The organism is Massilia haematophila (assembly GCF_042647645.1).
Lineage (GTDB): Bacteria > Pseudomonadota > Gammaproteobacteria > Burkholderiales > Burkholderiaceae_D > Telluria > Telluria haematophila.
The window spans coordinates 1,990,992-2,013,075 of record NZ_JBHRVV010000001.1; the positions used below are offsets into that span (position 1 = coordinate 1,990,992).

The 22,084-nt window shown below is 67.4% G+C and carries 11 protein-coding genes; 6 read left to right on the forward strand and 5 right to left on the reverse strand.

Features of this window, described 5'->3' with window-relative positions; genetic code table 11:
- Window positions 1-3 precede the first annotated feature (3 nt).
- The 3 genes from recB to ACFOPH_RS08910 form a co-directional block, all read right to left on the reverse strand.
- Window positions 4-3,669: an exodeoxyribonuclease V subunit beta gene (gene recB / locus ACFOPH_RS08900; RefSeq protein WP_379734829.1), complete on the reverse strand. Its 3,666-nt coding sequence runs from the start codon at window positions 3,667-3,669 to the stop codon at window positions 4-6.
- Window positions 3,666-7,076, reverse strand: coding sequence for an exodeoxyribonuclease V subunit gamma (gene recC, locus ACFOPH_RS08905; protein WP_379734831.1), 3,411 nt, complete (start codon window positions 7,074-7,076; stop codon window positions 3,666-3,668). The genes recB and recC overlap by 4 nt, the downstream gene beginning before the upstream one ends.
- A gap of 83 nt (window positions 7,077-7,159) precedes the next feature.
- Window positions 7,160-10,285 (reverse strand): CHASE domain-containing protein, encoded by a 3,126-nt coding sequence (locus tag ACFOPH_RS08910; protein ID WP_379734833.1) that lies wholly within the window; start codon window positions 10,283-10,285, stop codon window positions 7,160-7,162.
- A gap of 99 nt (window positions 10,286-10,384) precedes the next feature.
- Here ACFOPH_RS08910 and ACFOPH_RS08915 point away from each other — a divergent pair, with 99 nt between their 5' ends.
- Window positions 10,385-12,460, forward strand: a complete 2,076-nt coding sequence (locus ACFOPH_RS08915; protein WP_379734835.1) for a prolyl oligopeptidase family serine peptidase — start codon at window positions 10,385-10,387, stop codon at window positions 12,458-12,460.
- Window positions 12,461-12,669: 209 nt separating this feature from the next.
- Here the strand turns inward: ACFOPH_RS08915 and ACFOPH_RS08920 are convergent, their stop codons facing one another.
- Window positions 12,670-13,257 carry an acyl-homoserine-lactone synthase gene (locus ACFOPH_RS08920; RefSeq protein WP_312551899.1) on the reverse strand — a complete coding sequence of 196 codons (588 nt, stop codon included), beginning with the start codon at window positions 13,255-13,257 and terminating at the stop codon, window positions 12,670-12,672.
- A gap of 157 nt (window positions 13,258-13,414) precedes the next feature.
- Here ACFOPH_RS08920 and ACFOPH_RS08925 point away from each other — a divergent pair, with 157 nt between their 5' ends.
- A complete protein-coding gene (locus ACFOPH_RS08925; RefSeq protein WP_312551898.1) occupies window positions 13,415-13,708 on the forward strand; it encodes a helix-turn-helix domain-containing protein in 294 nt (97 codons plus the stop codon).
- On the opposite strand, the gene ACFOPH_RS08930 is transcribed toward ACFOPH_RS08925, so the two are convergent.
- Window positions 13,683-14,429 carry a helix-turn-helix transcriptional regulator gene (locus tag ACFOPH_RS08930; RefSeq protein ID WP_312551897.1) on the reverse strand — a complete coding sequence of 249 codons (747 nt, stop codon included), beginning with the start codon at window positions 14,427-14,429 and terminating at the stop codon, window positions 13,683-13,685. The two genes, ACFOPH_RS08925 and ACFOPH_RS08930, sit on opposite strands and share 26 nt — an antisense overlap.
- A 378-nt stretch (window positions 14,430-14,807) precedes the next feature.
- On the opposite strand from ACFOPH_RS08930, the gene ACFOPH_RS08935 reads away from it, so the two are divergent.
- The 4 genes from ACFOPH_RS08935 to ACFOPH_RS08950 all read left to right on the forward strand — a co-directional run bounded on the left by ACFOPH_RS08935 (window position 14,808) and on the right by ACFOPH_RS08950 (window position 22,067).
- Window positions 14,808-19,724: a response regulator gene (locus ACFOPH_RS08935; RefSeq protein ID WP_379734837.1), complete on the forward strand. Its 4,917-nt coding sequence runs from the start codon at window positions 14,808-14,810 to the stop codon at window positions 19,722-19,724.
- Entirely contained in the window at window positions 19,712-20,575 is an 864-nt protein-coding gene (locus tag ACFOPH_RS08940; RefSeq protein WP_379734839.1) for a CheR family methyltransferase, read from the forward strand. The genes ACFOPH_RS08935 and ACFOPH_RS08940 overlap by 13 nt, the downstream gene beginning before the upstream one ends.
- Before the next feature lie 125 nt (window positions 20,576-20,700).
- The gene (locus ACFOPH_RS08945) at window positions 20,701-21,483 is read left to right on the forward strand and encodes a hypothetical protein (protein WP_379734840.1); all 783 of its coding nucleotides are present in this window, start codon (window positions 20,701-20,703) and stop codon (window positions 21,481-21,483) included.
- Window positions 21,480-22,067 (forward strand): hypothetical protein, encoded by a 588-nt coding sequence (locus tag ACFOPH_RS08950; protein ID WP_379734842.1) that lies wholly within the window; start codon window positions 21,480-21,482, stop codon window positions 22,065-22,067. The genes ACFOPH_RS08945 and ACFOPH_RS08950 overlap by 4 nt, the downstream gene beginning before the upstream one ends.
- Window positions 22,068-22,084 lie beyond the last annotated feature (17 nt).

Sequence of the window (22,084 nt, forward strand, 5' to 3'; positions counted from 1 at the left end):
CCTTCATACGAGACTTTCCTTGGCCAGCAGGCGGTCGAGGCCATCGAGCAGCACCAGGTCCGGCTCCAGCAGGCAGCAGCCATGGGTCGCGCTGTTGGCGATCCCGCGCAGGAACAGGAAGACCGCGCCGCCCAGCTGTGCGGCCGGATCATAGGATTCGCCGAGGCGGCTCTTCAGGAGGCGGTGCAGCGCCAGCATGTAGATCGCGCCCTGGATGTCGTAGCGGTGACCGGCCATGCCCTCTTCCATCGCGCGCCGGGTGTAGGCGGCGTCGCCGTTGCCCAGGGCATTCGACTTGTAGTCGAGCACCCAGTAGCGTCCCTCGTGCTCGAACACCAGGTCGGCGAAGCCCTTGAGCATGCCGTGCAGTTCGCGCTCGGGCAGGGTCGGGCGCGGCGTATTGCCGAGCAGGCGGCGCCGGCACAGGCGATCGAGTTCGCCCACGGCCAGGCCTTCGCTCGGGAACCAGAATTCCATCTCGGGCAGGGGCGCGGCGCTCATGATCCCGATCTCCGACAGGCTCGCTCCCAGCGGCGGCAGGCGCGTGGTGACGATCGTCTTCAGCCAGGCCAGCGCGTCGTCGAGGCGGTTGCCCCAGCCGGCGCGCTCGATGCGCTGGGCCAGGCGCGCGTCGAAATGCGGGTCGTCGACGCTATCGAAACCTTCCTGGCCGATCCACTCGAGCTGCTCGTGCAGGAAGTTGCCGGGCACCGAACCGCGCGGGAAACGGTGCCAGGGCGCGTCCTCGCCGCGCGGAGCGGCGACCGCGACCTCGTCTTCCTCGAGCAGGGTCTCCTCGGCCGCGCGTTGCGGCGGGGCCGCCGCCACGGTATGGCGCGTGATCGAGGTGAAGGAACCGACCGACCAGTTGCGCTCGAACTGGGCGTCGAAGGGCGCCGGCTCGACCAGCGGGGCGCGCGTCTCGACCCGCTCGAGCACCGTGCAGCCGTCCAGCGGATCGAGCGTGTGCAGCGCGATGTCGGCGCAGTCGCCGCGCAGCCGTTGCAGGTGCTCGTGCAGCCGGTCGCCGGCAACCGCGCTGCCGCCGCCGAGCAAATAGCCCAGCGCCGATTCGTGCAGGCGGTTCTCGCCCTTCCTGCCGGCCGCGATCGCCGCCACGCCCAGCCACAGGAAGTGGCGCGCGCGGGTCAGGGCCACGTACAGCAGGCGCAGGTCTTCCTCCAGGCGCGCGCGGTCCACGGCCTGCAGCGCCTCGTCGGACATGGCCAGGTCGATCCTGCGCCCGCCCTCCTCGTCGACGTATTCGAAGAAGGTGCGGTTGCGCTTGTCGGTCTTGCGCGCGGTGACGGCGAACGGCAGGTAGACCAGCGGGTATTCCAGGCCCTTCGACTTGTGCACGGTGATGACCTTCACCAGCTCGGCGTCGGATTCCAGGCGCAGCACGCGCTCGTCGCCGCCCTCGCCCAGGCCCTCGACCTGTTCGGCAAACCAGCGGATCAGCGCCTGCTCGCCGTCGAGCTGGGTGGAGGCTTCCTGCAGCAGCTCGGCCAGGTGCAGCAGATTGGTCAGGCGCCGCTCGCCGCCGGGTTCGCGCAGCAGGCGCGCCGGCAGGCCCAGCTCGTGGATGAAGCGGCGCAGCATGGCCAGCACGCCCTGGCGCTGCCAGCATGCGTGCAGCGCCTTGAGCTGCTCGACGCGCTCTTCCCAGGCGGTCTCGTCACTCGACAGCCTGGCCAGTTCCGCCAGCGGCAGGCCGGCCGTGCGCGTGGCCAGCGCCGCGCGCGCGAGCTGGCCGTCGAGCGGGTTCGCCACCGCGTGCAGCCAGCGCAGCACGTCGTGCGCCTCCTCGCTCTCGACCACCGAATCCTTGTCCGACAGGTAGACGCTGGCCACGCGCCGCCGCATCAGGGCGTGGCGGATCGCCGCCGCCTCGCGCCGGTCGCGCACCAGGATCGCGATATCGGCCGGCATCAGGCGCGTAAAGCGTCCCTCCTCCTGGAAACCCACGCGCTCGTCGTTCAGCAGCTTGACGATGTGCTCGGCGCAGTGCTGGGCGAAGAATTCGCGGTATTCGTCCACCTTCATGTCCTCGACGCCGGTCGCGCACATGGCCAGCGCCTGGTAGGGGCCGTCGACACCGACCAGCTGGGCCTTGCGTCCGGCCGCCTTGACCGCCTCGAAGGGCAGCGGATTCACTTCGCCTTTACGGAAGCGGAAGGCGCCGGCGGCATAGCCCGGGTGGTCGCCATGCCCCTCGGCGTGCTGGAACAGGCGATTCACCGCTTCCACCAGCGCGGAGGTCGAGCGGTAGTTGGTGCCGAGCTGGTAGTGGCGGCCGGCGGTGGCGCGGCGCGCGGCCAGGTAGCTGTGGATGTCGGCGCCACGGAAGCCATAGATCGACTGCTTCGGGTCGCCGATCAGGAAGAGGCCCTGCCCGGGATCATTGTCGGCCACGCGGTACAGCAAGTCGAAGATCCGGTACTGGTCGGGCGAGGTATCCTGGAATTCGTCGATCAGCGCGACCGGATATTGGGTGACGATGCGCCGGCGCAGGGCCTCGCCGTTCGGCCCCTCGAGCGCCTCCTTCAGGCGCACCAGCATGTCGGCGAAGCCGAACTGGCGGGTGCGCTGCTTCAGTTCCGCCATGCGCGCGGCGATGTGGCCGGCGGCGTGGCGCAGCAGCGCATGGGCCAGCGGATCGATCGCCTGCAAGGCTTCGCGCAGGGCGGCCGTGGCGTCGAAGCAGTCCGGCACCTCGGCGCTGAAGTCCTTGCTGAAGGCGTCCGCGATGCCGTCCGGCGTGAGGCGCTTCCAGGCGGTGTCGGTCATGCGCTCCTTGTCCGGCAGGACCAGGACAGGATCGCGGGCCCAGGCACGCAGGGCCTCGAACCACTTGACCAGCGAATCGGCGCGCATCTTGTTGCCGTTGAAGCATTTGGGGTTCACCTCGCGGTGGCCGGCGATCCAGCCTTCCATCGCGTCGGTGCGCTCGAGCCAGCCTTCCTTCAGGCGCGCCAGCTCGCCCTGCTGGGCGCGCTGCACGCGCGCCACCAGGCTTGCCAGCGGCTCGGGATCGGGCGCGCCCAGCACCGCGGTGCGCTGCACCAGGTCGCGCACTGCGGATTTCAGGCTGTCGACGTCGCGCCAGGTATCGAGCACGGCCGCCAGCCCCTGGCTGTTCAAGGGATAGACGTGCTGGCGCCAGTAGTCGTGGGCGGCGTCCTCGAACAGCGCGCGCTCGTCGCTGACCAGTTCCTCGTCGAACAGGCTGCCGCTGTCGAAGGCGTGCTCGCGCAGCATGCGCTGGCACCAGGCGTCGATGGTGAAGATCGCCGCCTCGTCCATGGTCTCGGCGGCCAGCACCAGGCGGTGCGCGGCCACCAGGCGTTCGGATTCGCCTTCGTAGCTGTCCACCAGCTGTTCCAGGTAGGGATCGTCGACCTCGAGTTCGCCACGGAAGTAGGCGGCCGCCTGCACCAGGCGCTCGCGCACCCGGTTCGACAGTTCGCGCGTGGCGGCGCGCGTGAAGGTCATGACCAGGATCTCGTTCGGCAGCAGGGGCCGGGCAAAAGCGGCGTCGCCGCCGTGGGCCAGCACCAGGCGCAGGTAGAGCGCGGCGATGGTCCAGGTCTTGCCGGTGCCGGCGCTGGCCTCGATCAGGCGCGAGCCGTGCAGCGGGAAAGCGAGGGCGTCGAGCAGCTGGCTCATGCTTGTTCTCCATCGAGCTTGGTCACCTTGACATGCTGTTCGAGCCAGTTGGTCAGGCCGCCATACAATCGTTCGGCCAGCGCCGGCCATTCGCCGCTGGCGCTCAGGGCCGCAAAATCGGGCCACAGCCGGGCAAGGCAGGGATCGTCGACTTCGCCCGAGAGCTCGAAACCGCCTTCGTACACGGTGCGCGCGTCGCCTTCGTTCAATTGGGCCAGCGCGGTCTTGCAGGCCAGCGGCAGCGGCGCGTCCAGGTTGCGGCGCCACAGGCGCACCAGGTTCGCCAGTTCGTCGTACGCCTGCGCGCTGTCCAGCGGCGCCATGGTGACCACGGCGTCGCGCGCGACCAGGTAGCCGCTGACCTCGGTTCCAGCGGCGCCGGCGGCCAGCTGGCGCAGCCAGGGCACGATCAACTTGTCGCCGCGCGGCTTGTTGGCCTTGTCCAGCACCTTCGAGGAGATCTGCATCAGCCAGGCGGTCTGCTCGCCATTGCTGCGCAGGCGGTCGATCCAGTCGTCCAGCTGCAGGCCGCCGAGTTCCAGGCTGACCGCCAGCTTGGGCGCGGCCTGCGGGAAGAGCGCGCCGAGCTTCAGCCAGGCGGTGCGCACCGGCACCAGGCCGTCTACCAGTTGCTGCTGCCACTGGCGGCCGACCAGGCCGATCGGCAGCACGCCTTCGCGCGCCAGGCGCTCGGCGCGCGCATCCAGGGTCGCGCGCACTTCGCCGATCTCTTCCAGCGTGCCGGCGTCGTCGAGCAGGCTGTCTTCGAGGAAGTAGCGCTCGAGGGCGTCGAGCGCGAACGGTTCCTCGTCCTCGCCGACCACCTCGGCCTCGCCGAACATCACGGCCAGGCGGCGCCGGAAGAAGTAGCGCGCCGGCTGCTTCAGGAAGCTGGCCAGGTCGGACAGCTTCAGGCGGAAGTCGGGCTCCAGCTCGTAGGGCGGCAGCGCGTCGCCATCGCCCACGGACGCCGCGGCTCCGTCCTCCTGCGCGCCATGGGCCATGCGCCACTCGCGCGCATAGGTCAGCAGGCCGCCTTCCTCGAAATAGCGGCGGCTGAAGGGCTGCAGCGCGTGTTCGGTCGTGATTTCCTTCGGGTCGAGGTCCCAGCCGGCGCGCAGGTAGTCGCGCAGCTGGGCCACCAGCACCGAGGGCGGCTGCTCGCTGTTGTCGCGCACGTTGCGGCCGACCCAGCTCAGGTAGAGCTTGTCGCGCGCGGCCAGCAGGGCTTCCAGCATCAGGTAGCGGTCGTCGTCGCGGCGCGAGCGGTCGCCCGGGCGGTGCATGCCCGGCAGCGCCAGCAAATCGAAATCGGCCTGGGGCGCGCGGCGCGGGAAGTCGCCGTCGTTCATGCCGAGCAGGCAGACCACGCGGAAGGGTACGGCGCGCATCGGCATCAGGGTGCAGAACGTGACGCCGCCGGAGACGAACTGGTGGTTCAGGGTCGGCTGGTCGATCTGGCCCAGCCAGGCTTCGCGCAGCACGGCCAGCGGCACCGGCTCGTCGAAGCCGCCCGCCTCCACCATCTCCAGCCAGCATTGCAGGCCTTCGTTCAGCTGCGACAGGGTCAGACGGTCTTTCTCGTCGCGGCCATCGAAGAAGGCGGCCAGCAGCCCCCTGGCCTCCACGCCCCATTCGCTTGGGGTGCGCGGCTGCGCCAGGCGCGCCCGCCATTCGAGCAGGCATTCGACCAGCTGGGCCAGCGAACCGGCCAGCGCGGCGTCCAGGCCGCCGACTTCGGCATACGGTTCGATGTCGCCGAAGCGCTGGCCGGCGCCGCTGGCATAGCCCAGCAGCATGCGCCGCACGCCGAAGATCCAGGCGTTCTGCTCGCCGGCGGCACCCAGGCCCAGGCCGGCGCGGTGTTCGCGGTCCAGGCCCCAGCGCACGCCCGCGCCTTCGATCCAGTGGCCGAGGGTGGGCAGGTCGTCCTCGAAGATGCCGAAGCGCGCGGCGACCGCCGGCACGTCGAGCAGGTCGCGCACCTCGCTCTGGCGGCAGCGCTGCTGCGGCAGGCGCAGCAGCCACTCCAGCGCCACCAGCAACGGGTTGACGCTGCGGTCGCGCGTGTCGCCGATTTCGAAGGGAATGTGGCGCGGGTCGTTCCTGCGGTGCTGGTCGAACACCGCGTGGATCGGCGCCGAGAAAGTGTCGATGTCGGGCACCATCACCACCACGTCGCGCGGGCGCAGCGTCGGGTCGCGGGCGAACCAGGACAGCAGCTGGTCGTGCAGCACCTCGACTTCGCGCTGGGTGCTGTGGGTGAGGTGGAACTCGATCGAGCGGTCATCCGGCGCCGGCGGCACCCGCGGGTGTTCGGACAGCGGCAGCAGGTCGCGCACCGCCGCCTGCACCTGCTCCAGCAAACTGGCTCCTTCGCCATCGGAGAACAGGTCGATGCGCAGTTTGGTGGCGCCGGCGGTCTCGGGGCGCCCTTCCTCGTTGTCGAATTCGTCGAGCATGCGCACGAAATCGCGCCCCTGGCGACCCCAGCTCGCCAGCAGCGGGTGGCTGTGCGCGTGCAGTTCCTCGATCGGCAAGGACGCCAGGTCGACGCCGGCGCGTTCCGGCTGGCGCTTGTGCGCGGCCTTCAGCAGTTCGCGGCCCTCGATGATGTCGCCCCAGTAGAACTGGCAGGGGTTCGGCACCGCCAGCAGCACCTGGGTATGGCGCGACAGCGCGGCGATCGCCTGCAGGGTCTGGTAAGGCAGGGCCGACATCCCGAACAGCACCACCCGGCGCGGCAGGGTTGATACGGGCGGCGCCCCGGACAGGATCTTGGCGACGAACACTTCGTGGATGGCGGCGCGGCCGGTGCCGCGCTGCATGGCCGGGATGCTCTCGTGGATCGCGCGCCACAGGCGCGCCTGCCAGCACTGGTCCGGCGCCAGCGGCACCGGTTCGCCGCCGGCGCGGCGCAGCTGGTCGCGCCCGATCTCCCAGTCGGTCAGCCAGTCGGCGCGGTAGACCTGGTACTGGTCGTACAGGTCGGCCAGGCGCTCGGCCAGCTGCAGGCGGCGCTCCGGGCAGCCGTCGCCCAGGAAATGGGTCAGCGGCGCGAACACCGGTTCCTGCAACAGCGCCGGCAGCAGGCGCATCAGGCGCCAGGTCAGCGGGTCCTTGTCGAAGGGCGAACGCGGCGGCACCCGCTCGCGCCCGAGCATGGCGCGGTAGGCTTCCCACAGGAAGCGCGCCGGCAGCGCCACGCGGGTGGCGGCGCACACCCCCAGATCCTGCGCCAGCGCGATCTTCAGCCACTCGGCGAAGCCGTTCGACTGCACCAGGATGGTCTCCTGCTCCAGGGGCCCGAGCGGGTGATTGCGCAGCCAGTCGAAGACGGCTTCGCGCAGCATTTCCATCTGGTTGCCGTGCAGGATCAGCAGGCCGGGCGTAATGGTGGAGGACATCGGTGGAGAGATAGCAGTATGGTTGGGCGTCAGGCGCCACAGCATACTCTTTTTGGAGCGGCGGAGGAAGGCGGTCGGGCCGCTTACTTGGTGTCCGTGGCGCGGGCGCCAAGTTCAGTCCCCACCTGGCGCTCCAGCCGCGCAAACAGGCTGCGCAGCCGTGCGCCCAGCGCGCGCGCCTGGGCCAGCGCGCCGCGCCGCTGCTGTTGCTCGATCTCCTCGCAAACCTCGCCGAAGCTGAAGGCGCCGACCGCGCGCGCCGAGGACTTCATGCGGTGCGCCACCGCGCCGGCGCGCGCCAGGTCGCCCGACACCAGGGCGATGTCGAGCTCGGCCAGCCCGGCGCGCGCGCTGTCGAGGAACATGAAGGCGTATTTACGCATCTTCTCGGGGTTGTCGCCGAAGGTGGCGGCCAGCGCGCCGGTATCGAGCAGCGGCGCCGGCGCCGGCGTCTCGGCGGCGGCCGGCGATGCGGGCGCGCCGCCCGGCAAGTCCGCCGCCGCAGGCGGGCGCCCGCCCTGCTGCCCGGCATGATCGCGCTCAGGGGGGACTTGCACGGCGGGGCCTTGCACGGCGGGGCCGCGCCGGATCGCGCGCAGGATCGTCGCGGCCAGGTGCTCGGGCGCGACCGGCTTGGTCAGGAAGGCGTTCATACCGGCCGCCATGCAGCGCGCCTGGTCCTCGACGCCGGCGTTGGCCGTCATCGCGATCACCACGGTGTCGCGCAACCGCGCGTCGGCGCGGATCCGGCGCGTGGCCTCGAAGCCGTCCATCACCGGCATCTGCACGTCCATCAGCACGCAGTCGAAGGCCTGGCGGCGCAGCGCGTCGAGGGCTTCGCTGCCGTTGTCCGCCACCGTCACGCTGGCCCCCGCCTGCTCGAGCAGTTCGCGCCCGACCTGCTGGCTGAACACATTGTCTTCGACCAGCAGGATGGCGCGGCCGTCCAGGCGCACCGCGCTGGCCTGCATGGACGGCGCCGGCGCCGCGCCGCGCCTTGGCGCGCCCCCGGCCGGCTCGCGCCCGCCGTCGCTGCGCCCGAGGCGCGCCGTGAACCAGAAGGTGCTGCCCTGGCCCGGCGTGCTCTCGACCCCGACCTCGCCGCCCATCAGCTCGGCCAGCTGCTTGCTGATCACCAGTCCCAGTCCGGTGCCGCCGTAGCGCCGCGTGGTCGAGGGGTCGGCCTGGTGGAAGGAGGTGAACAGCCGCCCCAGCTGCTCGGGCGCGATGCCGATGCCGCGGTCCTGGACCTCGAAGCGCACCACCGTCTCGTGGCCGTAGGCGCGCACCGCTCTAGCCCGGATCGCGATGTCGCCGCGCTCGGAGAACTTGATGGCGTTGCCGGTAAAGTTGAGCAGCACCTGCTCCAGGCGCAGCGGGTCGCCGCGCAGCGGCCGGGCCAGCTCGGGATCGATGTCGAATACCAGCCGCAAGCCCTTGGCGGCGGCGGCTTCGCCCAGTTGGGTCTCGATGTTGCGCATCAGGGCCTCGAGCTGGAAATCGAGGACTTCCAGCTCCATCCGGCCGGCCTCGATCTTCGAGAAATCGAGGATGTGGTCGATGATGCCCAGCAGGTGCTGGCCCGAGTGCCAGATCTTCTCCAGGTAGTCGCGCTGCCTGGGCTCGAGCGCCGTCTTCAGGGCCAGGTGAGTCATGCCGATGATGCTGTTCATCGGGGTGCGGATCTCGTGGCTCATGTTCGACAGGAAGTCGCTCTTGGCCTGGTTGGCGGCATCGGCCTGGGCCTTGAGCTGGTGCAGTTCGGTGACGTCGGTGGCCACGCACAGCACCCCGCTGACGTCGCCGTCCAGGCGCACCGGCACCTTCACTTCCCACAGCTGGCGCTCGCTGCCGTCGGCCAGCACCACCTCGATCTGGCTGGCGTGGCGGGTGCCGTCGAACACGATGCGCTGGCGCTCCCAGCTCCTGTCGGCCTGGGCCAGCGGCATCACCTCGCGGTCCAGGCGGCCGACGACGCGCTCGGCCGGCAGGCCCAGCGCCTGCGCCATCTTGGCGTTGACGTAGCGGTAGCGGCGGTCGCGGTCCTTCATGTAGACGTAGGCGTCGACGTTGTCGAGCACCGAGTCGAGCAGCACGCGCTGCTCGATGGCGCCGCGGCGCGACCAGTACAGCGACAGGAACAGGCTGTACACCAGCAGCGCGCCGACGAAGCCGACCGCCAGCGCCAGCAGCGGCAGCCAGCGGTCGAAGGAAGAATACAGGTCGCGCTTGCGTGCGCTGAAATGGGCCTTCCAGAGCGCGCCGCTGAAGTCGACCGGCAGCACCTCGGCGAAGTAGTCCTCGCCGGGCGGCGCCGTGCGCACGGACGCGTCGCCGTACAGCAGGCGGTCGCTTGCGAGCAGGGTCAGGGTCGGCGGCGCGCCCTTGGCGGCGGCGAACAGGCTCAGGGCCAGCTCCGGCCCCTGCTGCCTGGCGAGGGCGCGCTCGACCAGCTCCGGCACCGAGAACGCGATGCCGACCGCGCCGACATAGGCGGCGCGCCGGCTTTCGACGTCCTGCGGCACGGCCGCGCCGCGGTAGACGGGCGCGCGCATGCCCAGCGCCATGTGCGGCACCGGTGTCGAGACCATGATCGGACTGCCCGAGGCGCTGATGGTGCCGGTATCGCGCGCCTGCGCCATCGCGGCCGCCACCGCCGCATTGGCGGTGATGTCGAACCCGAACTTCTCGGCCAGCTTCTCGGGCGGCTCGATGTAGGTCAGCACGTTGTAGCTCGGGCGCCGCCCCGGCGGGCCGATGTCGAAGCCGGGATAGCCGAGCGGATCGAGGCTGCGGTCGGCGCGCACCGCGGCCACGAAAGCCTCGCGCGCGCTGTCGGGCACTTCCTGCGAGTACGAGACGGCATCGATCGCCGGGTAGGTGGCGCGCAAATCGAGCAGCGCCACGTAGCGGTTGAACTGCAGCCGCGTCACCGGCGTGGGGCTGGACGAGAACAGGGCGACGAGGGCGCGCGTGACCTCCGAATACGACTGGATCGCGGTGGCCAGGCGCTCCTGGGCGGCGCGGGCGTTGTATTCGAAGCGGCGGCGCGCCTCTTCCTCGGCACTGCGGCTGGCGACCATGTGCAGCAGCGCGCCGACCAGCAGCGCGAACCAGACGCCGGCGCCCCACAGCACCAGGCGCGTGGTGCCGCGCGTGCCGCGCATGCCGAAAGCCGCGCCGATGCTGCGGGTGATAGAGAGAGTCATCGCCGGTATCGTACAGGATGGGGCCGCTTGAATAATTGGTAATATACGCGATCGGCGCGCCGTGCGGCGCTCAACAGTACATACACCCAGATGCGAAAAATGGTAGCGAAAGTGGCACTCGGACTGGCGGCGCTCGGCGCCGCATCGGCACAGGCGCAGGGCGCGGCGCCCGACCCGCATGGCTGGCTCGAAGACGTCGGCGGCGACAGGCCGCTCTCCTGGGTGCGCGCGCACAACGACGTCACCGAGCGCGAACTGGGCGGCGCCGCCCACGAAGCCCTGCGCGCGCGCCTGCAGACCATCCTCGACGCCAAGGACCGCATCCCCTACGCCGGCAAGCACGGCGACTACCTGTACAACTTCTGGCGCGACGCCCATCACGTGCGCGGCATCTGGCGCCGCACCACCCTGGCCGAATACCGCAAGGAGGCGCCAGCCTGGGAAACCGTGATCGACCTCGACCAGCTGGCGCGCGACGAGCACGAGAACTGGGTCTGGGCCGGCGTGTCCTGCCTGGAGCCGCGCGGCACGCGCTGCCTGGTGTCGCTCTCGCGCGGCGGCGGCGACGCCCGCGTGGTGCGCGAATTCGACCTGGAGGAGCGCGCCTTCGTGGCCGGGGGCTTCGCCCTGCCCGAAGCAAAGAGCAGCATCGGCTGGATCGACCGCGACACGCTGTTCGTGGCCACCGACTTCGGCGCCGGTTCGATGACGAGCTCGGGCTACCCGCGCATCGTCAAGGAATGGAAGCGCGGCGAGCCGCTGGCGAACGCGCGCACCGTGTTCGAAGCCCAGGCCACCGATCTGTCGGCCTCGGCCTGGAAGGATGCGACGCCCGGCTTCGAGCGCGAATTCGTGTCGCGCCAGATCGACTTCTACACGGGCGAACTGTTCCTGCGCGACGGCGGCAAGCTGGCGAAGATCGACAAGCCGCTGGATGCCAACGCCTACGCCGTGCGCGACCAGCTGCTGGTCGAACTGCGCTCTGACTGGGCCGTGGATGGCCGCAGCTGGCCCCAGGGCAGCCTGCTGGCGATCGACTTCGCCGGCTTCCTGCGCGGCGAGCGCAACTTCGAGTCGCTGTTCACGCCGGGCCCCACCACCTCGCTCGACGGCGTGACGGTCACCAGGAACGCCCTGCTGCTCACCGTCCTCGACAAGGTCAAGAACCGCGTGGTCGAATTGCGCCGCGACGGCAAGGCCTGGCAGCGGCGCGAGGTCGCCGCGCCCTCCATCGGCACGCTCGCCGTGTCGGCGCTCGACGACATCGAGTCCGACCAGTACTTCCTGACCGTGACCGACTTCCTGCATCCGAGCACGCTCTACCTGGGACAGGTCGGGGTTGACGCGCGCGAGCGCCTGAAAGCCATGCCGGCCTACTTCGACGCCAGCCCCTACAAGGTCGAGCAGTTCGAAGCGCGTTCGAAGGACGGCACCATGGTGCCGTATTTCGTGGTCATGGCACGCAAGGCCAGACTCGACGGCAAGAATCCGACCGTCCTGTACGCCTACGGCGGCTTCGAGGTCTCGCTCAAGCCCTCCTACAGCGGCATGATCGGCAACGCCTGGCTCGACCAGGGCGGCGTGTATGTGCTGGCGAACATCCGCGGCGGCGGCGAATTCGGGCCGCGCTGGCACCAGGCCGCCCTGAAGGGCAATCGCCAGAAGGCCTACGACGACTTCATCGCCGTGGCCCAGGACCTCATCAAGCGCAAGGTGACCAGCCCGCGCCACCTCGGCATCATGGGCGGCAGCAACGGCGGCCTGCTGGTCGGCGCCGCGCTGACCCAGCGGCCGGACCTGTTCAACGCCGTGGTCTGCCAGGTGCCCCTGCTCGACATGCGCCGCTACCACCAGCTGCTGGCGGGCGCGTCCTGGATGGGCGAGTACGGCGACCCGGACGACCCGAAGCAGTGGGAATTCATCGGCAAGTACTCGCCCTACCACAACGTGTTCAAGGACAAGCATTACCCGCGCGTGCTGTTCACCACCTCGACCCGCGACGACCGCGTGCACCCGGGCCACGCGCGCAAGATGGCGGCCTTGATGCAGGACCAGGGCCACGACGTGCTGTACTGGGAAAACACCGAGGGCGGCCATGCCGGCGCCGCCAACAATGCCCAGACCGCGCGCATGTGGGCGCTGACCTATACCTTCCTGCTCAAACAGCTGAAGTGACGTAGGGTGGGCACGCCGTGCCCACGCGCTACGTACGCATCCTTCTTGCGTTGACCGCGAGGTGTCGCTCGAAACGCCGAACGTAGCCGACGCACTGTCCGTCGCATGCTTTGCGGGCGACACTTCTCCGCCGCGAACTGCGGGACCGTGCGTCATGCGTGGGCACGGAGTGCCCACCCTACGTTGACGCCGCAGTCACGTCGGCTACCTCAGCTCGCCAGCCGCGTATCGAACAGCACCCGGCAGGTCGGCTCGATGTCGACGTACAGCGCGACCGCGGTCTCGACCCCGATCACCAGCGGCGGACCGAGGCGCTCGGTGACCACGCCGGCGCGGCGCAGCAGGCGCTCGATCGCGGTGGTGGTCACCGTGACGTAGCGTTCGATACCCTGCTCGTGGCCGTAGCGGATGATCGCCGCGATCGACTCCATCGTGATTTCCGAGAAGCCGAAGTGGCCGCTGCCGCCGGTTTCGATGGCGAAGCGCGACAGTTCCCAGATGCGCTCGTGACAGGGTGCCGGCTGGCCGTGCAGCAGCTGGGAGAACGAGTCCTTGAGCATGTAGGGCCCTTCGGTCGGGAGCAGGCGCCAGCAGCCGCGCAGGACGCCGCCGCCGGGCTCGCGCATCATCATGTAGTGCGGCTCGAGCGCGTCGTAGCCGTCGATTTCCATGCCCGACAGGACCGGCACTTCCCAGCCCAGGCGGCCCTGGAACACCTTTGCGCGGAGGGTATGCATTTCCCACAAATCGCGGGACTTGAATTCGCGCCGTGCTGCGATATTGATCTGCAGTGCCATTTTCGTTCTCCCTATGTCTTTGATGAAAAAATATGCGAAGCGCATAAAGCGTCATGCAATCCGGGCAGAAACGGAACTAGCAGGACTGCTAGGTGGGCTGGGGGAAACGACGGTGGAATACTAAAGCTTTGCTACTGAACAACGAGGAGACCGCACCATGCCGAACGATTTCGTCTGCGAATCCATGCTTGCCCGCCCGACCATGCAACCGGGCGCCATGCCGGCCGCAATCCCGGCCGCGCTGCCGCAACCGCCGCGCGCCGCGCACGTGGACCTGCGACAGTTCCGCATCAGCAAGCGCGAGAGCCAGGAAAAATTCTGGGGCCGTTTCGGCGTGACCCAGTCGAGCGGCAGCCGTTTCGAGACCGGGCTGGCGATTCCGGCACCGGTCGCGATCCTGCTGAAGCTCTACGTCAACGGCAAGCTCAACGATGGCGATCTTCAGGGCTGATCAGTCCGAGCGCGATCGCCTTCACCACCGCCTGCTGCCGGGTATTGACGTTGAATTTCTGGCGCACGTTGGCCAGGTGAAAGTTTACGGTCGCCTCGGAGCAATTCGTAATCTTTGAAATCTCCCAGGACGACTTGCCCGCCATGACCCAGTTGAGCACTTCGAGCTCGCGCCGGGTCAGGCGCGGCACGGTATCTCCGCTAGCGGTATTGGCACCGCCGCCCAGGAAGCGGATCGCGGACGCGAACGCATAATCGCGCACCAGGCTCAGGGCCGGCATCACCTGCGCGATATGCCGCGAAAATTCCCTGCCGGCCGGCGCATCCGAAGCGAAACTGAGCACCCCGAACTCCCCGTTGGGCCCATGCACCGGCAGCGTCACGCCGGTGCGGATGCCGTAGACGCAGGCCTCCTCGTAGAGCGCGCTGCCCTCCGGCCCGTCGAAGACGGCCGGCTCCCAGACGATCGGCAAGGTACTGCTCAGGCAATGTCCCACCGTCGGGTCGACATAAGCCAGGCGCGAGGCATCGTAGCGCTCGCGCCACGCGGACGAATAATTACTGCGCAAGAATGCGCGTTCGAATTGGGCATGGCGCGAGCCGACCATGCCATACAGCACCTGATCGAAGCCGAGCTGGCGCGCCAGCCCGAAGAGGATCTGGCTCCAGCCGCCAGGGTCCTGCGTCTCCATCAGCTGCACCAGTTGTGCAGTCTCGACCATAGTGCTCGCTTCTTTCTCAGTGATGACTTGTATATGCTAGTGCAAAGCAGCCACGAAAGCATGCATACTGGCAATTTTAACAAGCTTCAGCGTGTTGTACAGGCATATTCGATGTCGCAGTTGCGCAACGAACATTGTTTGGTCACATCAACCGTGCGACCGGGAAAATCTATTTACGCTAACCTCCGCGCGCTTGTCCAATATTTATTTCAATTGTGCAAGTATCAAGGGATCCAGGGGTTGACTTGATTTCGCACAAGAGTATCTTTCCATAGTTTCTGTGTAACACTTTCCAAAGCGCTCGTCCACGACTTTCACCAGGACCGGCCTGAACCACAACACCGCACCATACCCACCCAAAACGAGGAACGACCGTCGATGAACACAATGACCGACATGGCTGAACAGCTGGACGTCAAACTCCTGCTGGCCACCCTGATGGCCCTGAAAAAGGGTGACTTCTCGGTACGCATGCCTTCCGATTGGACTGGCGTATCGGGCAAGATCGCCGACACGCTCAACGACATCATCGAGACCAAGCAGAAGATGGTCGAGACCGTAACCAAGGTGTCGCGCGTGGTCGGCCGCGAGGGCCACTTGACCCAGCGCGCCGACGTGCCGGGCGTGGTCGGCGGCTGGAGCACCATCATCAGTTCGGTCAACACCCTGATCGACGACCTGGTGCGCCCGACCACCGAAATGGCGCGCGTCATCGGCGCAGTGGCAAAGGGCGACCTGTCGCAGACCATGGCGCTCGAAGTCGACGGGCACCCGCTGAAGGGCCAGTACCTGCGCGCGGCGCAGACCGCGAACACGATGGTGGAACAGCTCTCCTCCTTCTCCTCGGAAGTGACGCGCGTGGCGCGCGAGGTCGGTACCGAAGGTAAACTGGGCGGCCAGGCGCAGGTGAAGGGCGTGGCCGGCACCTGGAAGGACCTGACCGACTCGGTGAACTCAATGGCGGGCAACCTGACCTCGCAGGTGCGTAACATCGCGGAAGTGACGACCGCCGTGGCGAACGGCGACCTGTCGAAAAAGATCACGGTGGACGTGCGCGGCGAAATCCTGCAGCTGAAGGACACCATCAACGTCATGGTGGACCAGCTGCGCTCCTTCGCTTCGGAGGTGACGCGCGTGGCGCGCGAGGTCGGCACCGAAGGTAAACTCGGCGGCCAGGCCTACGTGCCCGGCGTCGGCGGCACCTGGAAGGACTTGACCGACAACGTGAACTTCATGGCATCGAACCTGACCGGCCAGGTGCGTAACATCGCGGCGGTGACGACCGCGGTGGCAAACGGCGACCTGTCCAAGAAGATCACGGTGGACGTCAAGGGCGAGATTCTCGAACTGAAGAACACGATCAACGTCATGGTCGACCAGCTGTCCTCCTTCGCCTCCGAGGTGACCCGGGTGGCGCGCGAGGTCGGCACCGAAGGTAAACTCGGCGGCCAGGCGCAGGTGAAGGGCGTGGCCGGCACCTGGAAGGACTTGACCGACTCGGTGAACTCGATGGCGGGTAACCTGACCGGCCAGGTGCGTAACATCGCGGACGTGACGACCGCGGTGGCGAACGGCGACTTGTCCAAGAAAATTACCGTGGACGTGAAGGGCGAGATTCTCGAGCTGAAGAACACCATCAACGTCATGGTCGACCAGCTGAACTCCTTCGCCTCCGAGGTGACCCGCGTGGCGCGCGAGGTCGGTACCGAAGGCCGCCTCGGCGGCCAGGCGAACGTGCCCGGCGTGGCCGGCACCTGGAAGGACCTGACCGACGGCGTGAACTCGATGGCGGGTAACCTGACCGGCCAGGTGCGTAACATCGCGGAAGTGACGACCGCGGTGGCAAACGGCGACCTGTCCAAGAAGATCACGGTGGACGTGAAGGGCGAGATCCTCGAACTGAAGAACACGATCAACGTCATGGTGGACCAGCTGTCCTCGTTCGCATCCGAAGTGACCCGCGTTGCGCGCGAGGTCGGCACCGAAGGCAAGCTCGGTGGCCAGGCATATGTTCCTGGCGTGGGCGGCACCTGGAAGGACTTGACCGACAACGTGAACTTCATGGCCTCGAACCTGACGGGCCAGGTGCGTAACATCGCGGCGGTGACGACCGCGGTGGCGCGCGGCGACCTGTCCAAGAAGATCACCGTGGACGTGAAGGGCGAGATCCTGGAACTGAAAGACACCATCAACGTCATGGTGGACCAGCTGTCCTCCTTCGCATCCGAGGTGACGCGCGTGGCGCGTGAAGTCGGTACCGAAGGCAAGCTCGGCGGCCAGGCCAACGTGTCCGGCGTGGCGGGCACCTGGAAGGACTTGACCGAGAACGTCAACCAGCTGGCGGCAAACCTGACCAACCAGATGCGCGCGATCGGCGAGGTGGCGACGGCGGTGACCCGCGGCGACCTCTCGCGTTCGATCCAGGTGGAGGCGCGCGGCGAGGTGTCCTACCTGAAGGACAACATCAACGAGATGATCCGCAACCTGAAGGAAACCACGCAGAAGAACGCGCAGCAGGACTGGCTGAAGACCAACCTGGCGCGCTTCACGCGACTGCTGCAGGGCCAGCGCGACCTGCAGGCGGTGACCAAGCTGATCCTGTCGGAACTGGCGCCGCTGGTGTCGGCCCACCACGGCGTGTTCTACATGATGGATTCGCAGGAGCTCGAACCGCGCCTGCGCATGATCGCGTCCTACGGCTACCGTTCCAGCCGCAAGCTGCCGACCTCCTTCCTGCCGGGCGAAGGCCTGGTGGGCCAGTGCGCGGTCGAGAAGACCCGCATCTGGCTGACCGACGTGCCGCGCGACTACATCGTGGTGTCCTCGGGCCTGGGCTCGGCGCCGCCGAACAACATCGTCGTGCTGCCGATCCTGTTCGAACAGCAGGTCAAGGCGGTCATCGAGATCGCCTCGCTCGACCGCTTCACCGAGACCCACCTGTCCTTCCTCGACCAGCTGATGGAATCGATCGGCGTGGTCCTGAACACGATCGAGGCGAACAGCCGTACCGAATCGCTGCTGACCCAGTCGCAGTCGTTGGCCCAGGAACTGCAGCAGACCAACCAGGAACTGGCGGAAAAGGCGCGCCTGCTGTCCGAGCAGAACATCGAGGTGGAGCGCAAGAACCGCGAGGTGGAACAGGCCAAGCTGGCGCTGGAAGAAAAGGCGACCCAGTTGGCGTTGTCCTCGAAGTACAAGTCCGAGTTCCTGGCGAATATGTCGCACGAACTGAGGACGCCGCTCAATTCGCTCCTGATCCTGGCCCAGCAGCTCTCCGACAACCCGGAAGGCAACCTGTCGGGCAAGCAGGTCGAATTCGCGAAGACCATCCACGGCTCGGGTTCCGACCTGCTGACCCTGATTAACGACATTCTCGACCTGTCGAAGATCGAGTCGGGCACGGTCACCCTGGACGTCTCGGAATACCGCTTCTCGAACCTGCGCAACTACGTCGACCGCACCTTCCGCCACATGGCCGAGGCCAAGCACCTGGGCTTCAAGGTCGAGCTGGCCGACAACCTGCCGACCGCGGTGATGACCGACACGACGCGCCTGCAGCAGGTGTTGAAGAACCTGCTGTCGAATGCCTTCAAGTTCACCAGCCACGGCCAGGTATCGCTGAACATCAGCCTGGTCACGAGCGGCTGGACGCAGGACCACCCGCACCTGCTGCACGCGGACGCGGTGCTGGCCTTCTCGGTCAGCGACACCGGCGTCGGCATCCCGCAGGACAAGCTGCAGCTGATCTTCGAGGCCTTCCAGCAGGCCGACGGCTCGACCGCCCGCAAGTACGGCGGCACGGGCCTGGGCCTGTCGATCTCGCGCGAACTGGCGCGCCTGCTGGGCGGCGAAATCCGCGTCGAATCGATCGTCAACGCCGGCTCGACCTTCACCCTGTACCTGCCGTACAACCGCGCCGGCTTCATCAACTACGAACAGACCCGCCAGCCGCAGCCGGCGCGCCTGGCGCCGCCCAAGGCCACGCCGCCGGCACCGCCGGTGGCGATCGCCGCTGGCAGCGACGACAGCGGCGCCGTCGCCACCATCGAAGTGCCGGCGCCCTCCTCCGGCGGCCTGGTCGAATACGCCTCGATGCTGGACGACCGCGGCCTGATCGGCCCGGGCGACCCGTCGGTGCTGATCGTCGAGGACGACGACCGCTTCGCCAAGGCGGTGCTGGAATTCGCCCGCGAGAAGTACTTCAAGGGCATCGTCACCCACCGCGGCGACTCGGCGCTGTCGCTGGCGCGCGACTACCTGCCGTCGGCGATCCTGCTCGACATCGACCTGCCCGACATCGACGGCTTCACGGTGCTCGACCGCCTCAAGCGCGACCCGAGCACCCGCCACATCCCGGTACACGTGGTGTCGGCGCTGCGCGAACGCGAGCGCGCGCTGCGCCAGGGTGCAATCTCCTACCTGCACAAGCCGGTCGGACGCGAGGCGCTGCAGGAGGAATTCACGCGCATCCAGAAGTTCCTGATGGGCGGCAAGCGTTCGCTGCTGGTGGTCGAGGACGACCCGGCCCAGCGCGACGCCATCGTCTCGCTGATCGGCGACGCCGACCTGCACATCGTCACCGCGGGCGACGGCAAGGCCGCCCTGGAAGCGCTGGACGGCGCCCACTTCGACTGCATGGTGCTCGACCTGACGCTGCCGGACATCTCCGGCTTCGACCTGCTCGACGAAATCGGCAAGAAGCCCGGGCTGCGCGACCTGCCGATCGTCATCTACACGGCCCAGGAACTGTCGCGCAAGGAAGTCACCAAGCTCAAGAAGTATGCGAAGACCATCGTCATCAAGGACGCGCGCTCGCCCGAGCGCCTGCTGGACGAGACCGCGCTGTTCCTGCACCGCTCGCACGCCTCGCTGCCCGAGCTGCAGCGCAAGATGCTGGAAGAGATCCACGCCACCGACAGCGGGCTGGCCGGGCGCAAGGTGCTGATCGTCGACGACGATTTGCGCAACATCTTCGCCCTGTCCTCGCTGCTGGAACGCCAGCAGATGCAGGTGCTGTTCGCCGAGAACGGCCGCGACGGCATCGAGGTGCTGGAGAAGGACCCGAGCATCGAGATCGTCCTGATGGACATCATGATGCCGGAGATGGACGGCTACGACACGATGCGCGCGATCCGCCGCATCCCGAAGTTCAAGTCGCTGCCGATCATTACCCTCACCGCGAAGGCGATGAAGGGTGACCGCGACAAGTGCATCGCCGCCGGCGCCTCCGACTACATCACCAAGCCGGTCGACGTGGCGCAGCTGCTGTCGCTGATGCGGGTGTGGCTGCATTGAACGCGTTCGCGGGCCTCGGGACGGCTTGCGCCACCGACCCGGCGGTGGAAGACCTGGAGATCGACCTGTTGCTGGAAGCTTTACTTCAGCGCCACGGCCACGATTTCCGCGACTACGACCGCCACCTGTTGCGGCGCAAGGTGCTCGGCGTGCTGCGGGACCGCGCGCTGAACACGGTATCGGCGCTGCAGGAACGCGTGCTGCACGAGCCGGGCGCGGCCTCGCACCTGCTGCGCGCGCTGGCGGTGGCCCCGGCCGCGCTGTTCGCCAGTCCCGAGCGCGCCAACCAGGCGCGCATCGCCCTCAGCGCCAGCCTGCGCCCGGCGGCCGTGCCCAAGGTATGGCTGGCCGAGTGCGCGGGCGTGGGCGAAGCCTGGTCGCTGGCGATCCTGCTGGCCGAGGAAGGTTTGCTGGCGCGCACCGAGATCTTCGCGACCCTGGCCAACGACGAACTGCTGGCCGAGGTGCGCGAGGCATCCATCGACGCCGCCGAGCTGCCCGGGCTGCAGGACAACTACGCGCGCAGCGGCGGCAGCGGGCAACTGGGCGACTACTTCGAGGTGCGCGACGGACGCGCGCGCCTGCTGCCGCGCCTGCGCGCGCGCATCACCTGGGCGCAATACAACCTGGTGACGGACGCCTCGTTCAACGAATTCCAGGCCATCGTCTGCTGCCGCGCCCTGGCCGACTTCGGCCCGGTGCTGCGCCAGCGCGTGCTGCGCCTGTTCCACGACAGCCTGGCGCGCTTCGGGGTGCTGGGGATCGACCGCGAACTCGTTGCGAGCGATGCGCACACGGCGGATTATCTGCCGATCTTCGGGCACCTGGGGTGGTACAAGCGGGTGGGCTAGCAGGATAAGTTGCACATCTGAACCGATTACTGGGCTAATTACTGGTCTAATTTAATCCGCCCTGCGCCACCGTCGCAACCTGCCGCGGTGGGCTGGGCGGGCGACAACAAATAAAGGATAAAGCATTGCTAAGGGCGATTCTTCAGGGCAAAGCAGGCCGCATCGTGTCGAGCGAAGGGAACCATAGCTGGCGCGACCTGTTTCGCCATCGCGAGGACTTGCTGACGTCGGTTTTCTTCAGCCGAATCCCCTATCTTTCCCCCGACGCCATCGGCGGCGTCATGGCGGCATTGATCTCACAAAAGCATGCTGACGAACTGGGTGCTTTCCACGAAATGCGCTTCTGGCCCAAGCTGCCGACAGGCGCCGGGCGGCGTTTCGTGGAGCCTGATGTGCTGATCGAATTCGAGAACGCGACCATCCTGGTGGAGGTCAAACCTCCGTCCGGTGGCGGGCAGCGCCTGGCGCAATGGAAAGCCGAGATCGAAGCGCTGCTGCTGGACGACAGGCAAGCGAACGAGACGGGTGCGCTGCACTTCATCGCGCTGGGGCGCAACGTGCCCGAATGGGAAGCATGGAAAAGACAGCTCGAACTGGATTTCTCGACATCGGGCTTGATCGTCCACGTGATCGAATGGCAGGGCGTATGCGCTGCCGTGACGGCATTGGCAAATACAGGCACTTCCGGCGACCGTGCTGTTTATTCCGACTGGATCGAGGCTTTTGCATTGTATGGCCTAGTCAAGCGCGCCCGGCCGTTTGACGAGATCCTAGGCTTTGGCGAAGGCATTACCGACGACTGGAGAACCCTGTATCTGGACTATCCGCGCTTGTCCTGCCTCCCCGTCTGGCATCCTCTTGCTGAACTTACAAACCGAACGACACTGAAGGCAGAAGAATGGCAATGACGTTGCAATCCGCAGAACGACTAATCGACCAACTCCAGCAGGCGCACCGAATCTCGGTCGCCTTTTACCGCCGCATGTTGCCGACCATGGATCATATCGCCACGGAGCTCAACTGCGAATTCAAGAGCTGGGAGCCGCTGCATTCTTCCATGCCGCGAAAATCCACCAAGCCCAGCACCACCTGGGCCTGGGATTATGTCCCGCTGCTCGCATCGAATCATCTTTATTCGCGGACCCATGGCGAGTTCGCGCAACCGAGCGACGTGGGGCTGTACCTGTGCCTGTATGTCGACCAGGGGTTCGCACCCAGCGAGAGGCAGAAATATGGCTTCAGCGGGGAACCTGACGCCGTCAGCCTGCCCGTTGGCAAAGCTGTCTTGCAAGCCTGGATCTATCGTCCCATCGTGGCTTCGGACATGTCCTTTGACGAGCTCTGGTTCTCGGCAGCGGATCCGGAGCTTGGAGTCGACCAAGTCCAGCAGGTTGCCGACAATGTGAATGCCATCGCGTTCGAGTGGCCGCTGGCCGAGATCATCCGCGATACCGGGCCGATGCTGGAAACCCTGAAGCTCCATACGGCCTGAGACCAGGAGGGCCGTGC

Bases quoted from the DNA above. Each gene is read 5' to 3' on its own strand.
- ACFOPH_RS08930 (WP_312551897.1), bottom strand. From the start codon at position 14,429: ATGGTCGAGACTGCACAACTGGTGCAGCTGATGGAGACGCAGGACCCT.
- ACFOPH_RS08950 (WP_379734842.1), top strand. From the start codon at position 21,480: ATGACGTTGCAATCCGCAGAACGACTAATCGACCAACTCCAGCAGGCG.
- ACFOPH_RS08920 (WP_312551899.1), bottom strand. From the start codon at position 13,257: ATGGCACTGCAGATCAATATCGCAGCACGGCGCGAATTCAAGTCCCGC.
- ACFOPH_RS08915 (WP_379734835.1), top strand. From the start codon at position 10,385: ATGGTAGCGAAAGTGGCACTCGGACTGGCGGCGCTCGGCGCCGCATCG.
- ACFOPH_RS08925 (WP_312551898.1), top strand. From the start codon at position 13,415: ATGCCGAACGATTTCGTCTGCGAATCCATGCTTGCCCGCCCGACCATG.
- recB (WP_379734829.1), bottom strand. From the start codon at position 3,669: ATGAGCCAGCTGCTCGACGCCCTCGCTTTCCCGCTGCACGGCTCGCGC.
- ACFOPH_RS08935 (WP_379734837.1), top strand. From the start codon at position 14,808: ATGAACACAATGACCGACATGGCTGAACAGCTGGACGTCAAACTCCTG.
- ACFOPH_RS08910 (WP_379734833.1), bottom strand. From the start codon at position 10,285: ATGACTCTCTCTATCACCCGCAGCATCGGCGCGGCTTTCGGCATGCGC.
- recC (WP_379734831.1), bottom strand. From the start codon at position 7,076: ATGTCCTCCACCATTACGCCCGGCCTGCTGATCCTGCACGGCAACCAG.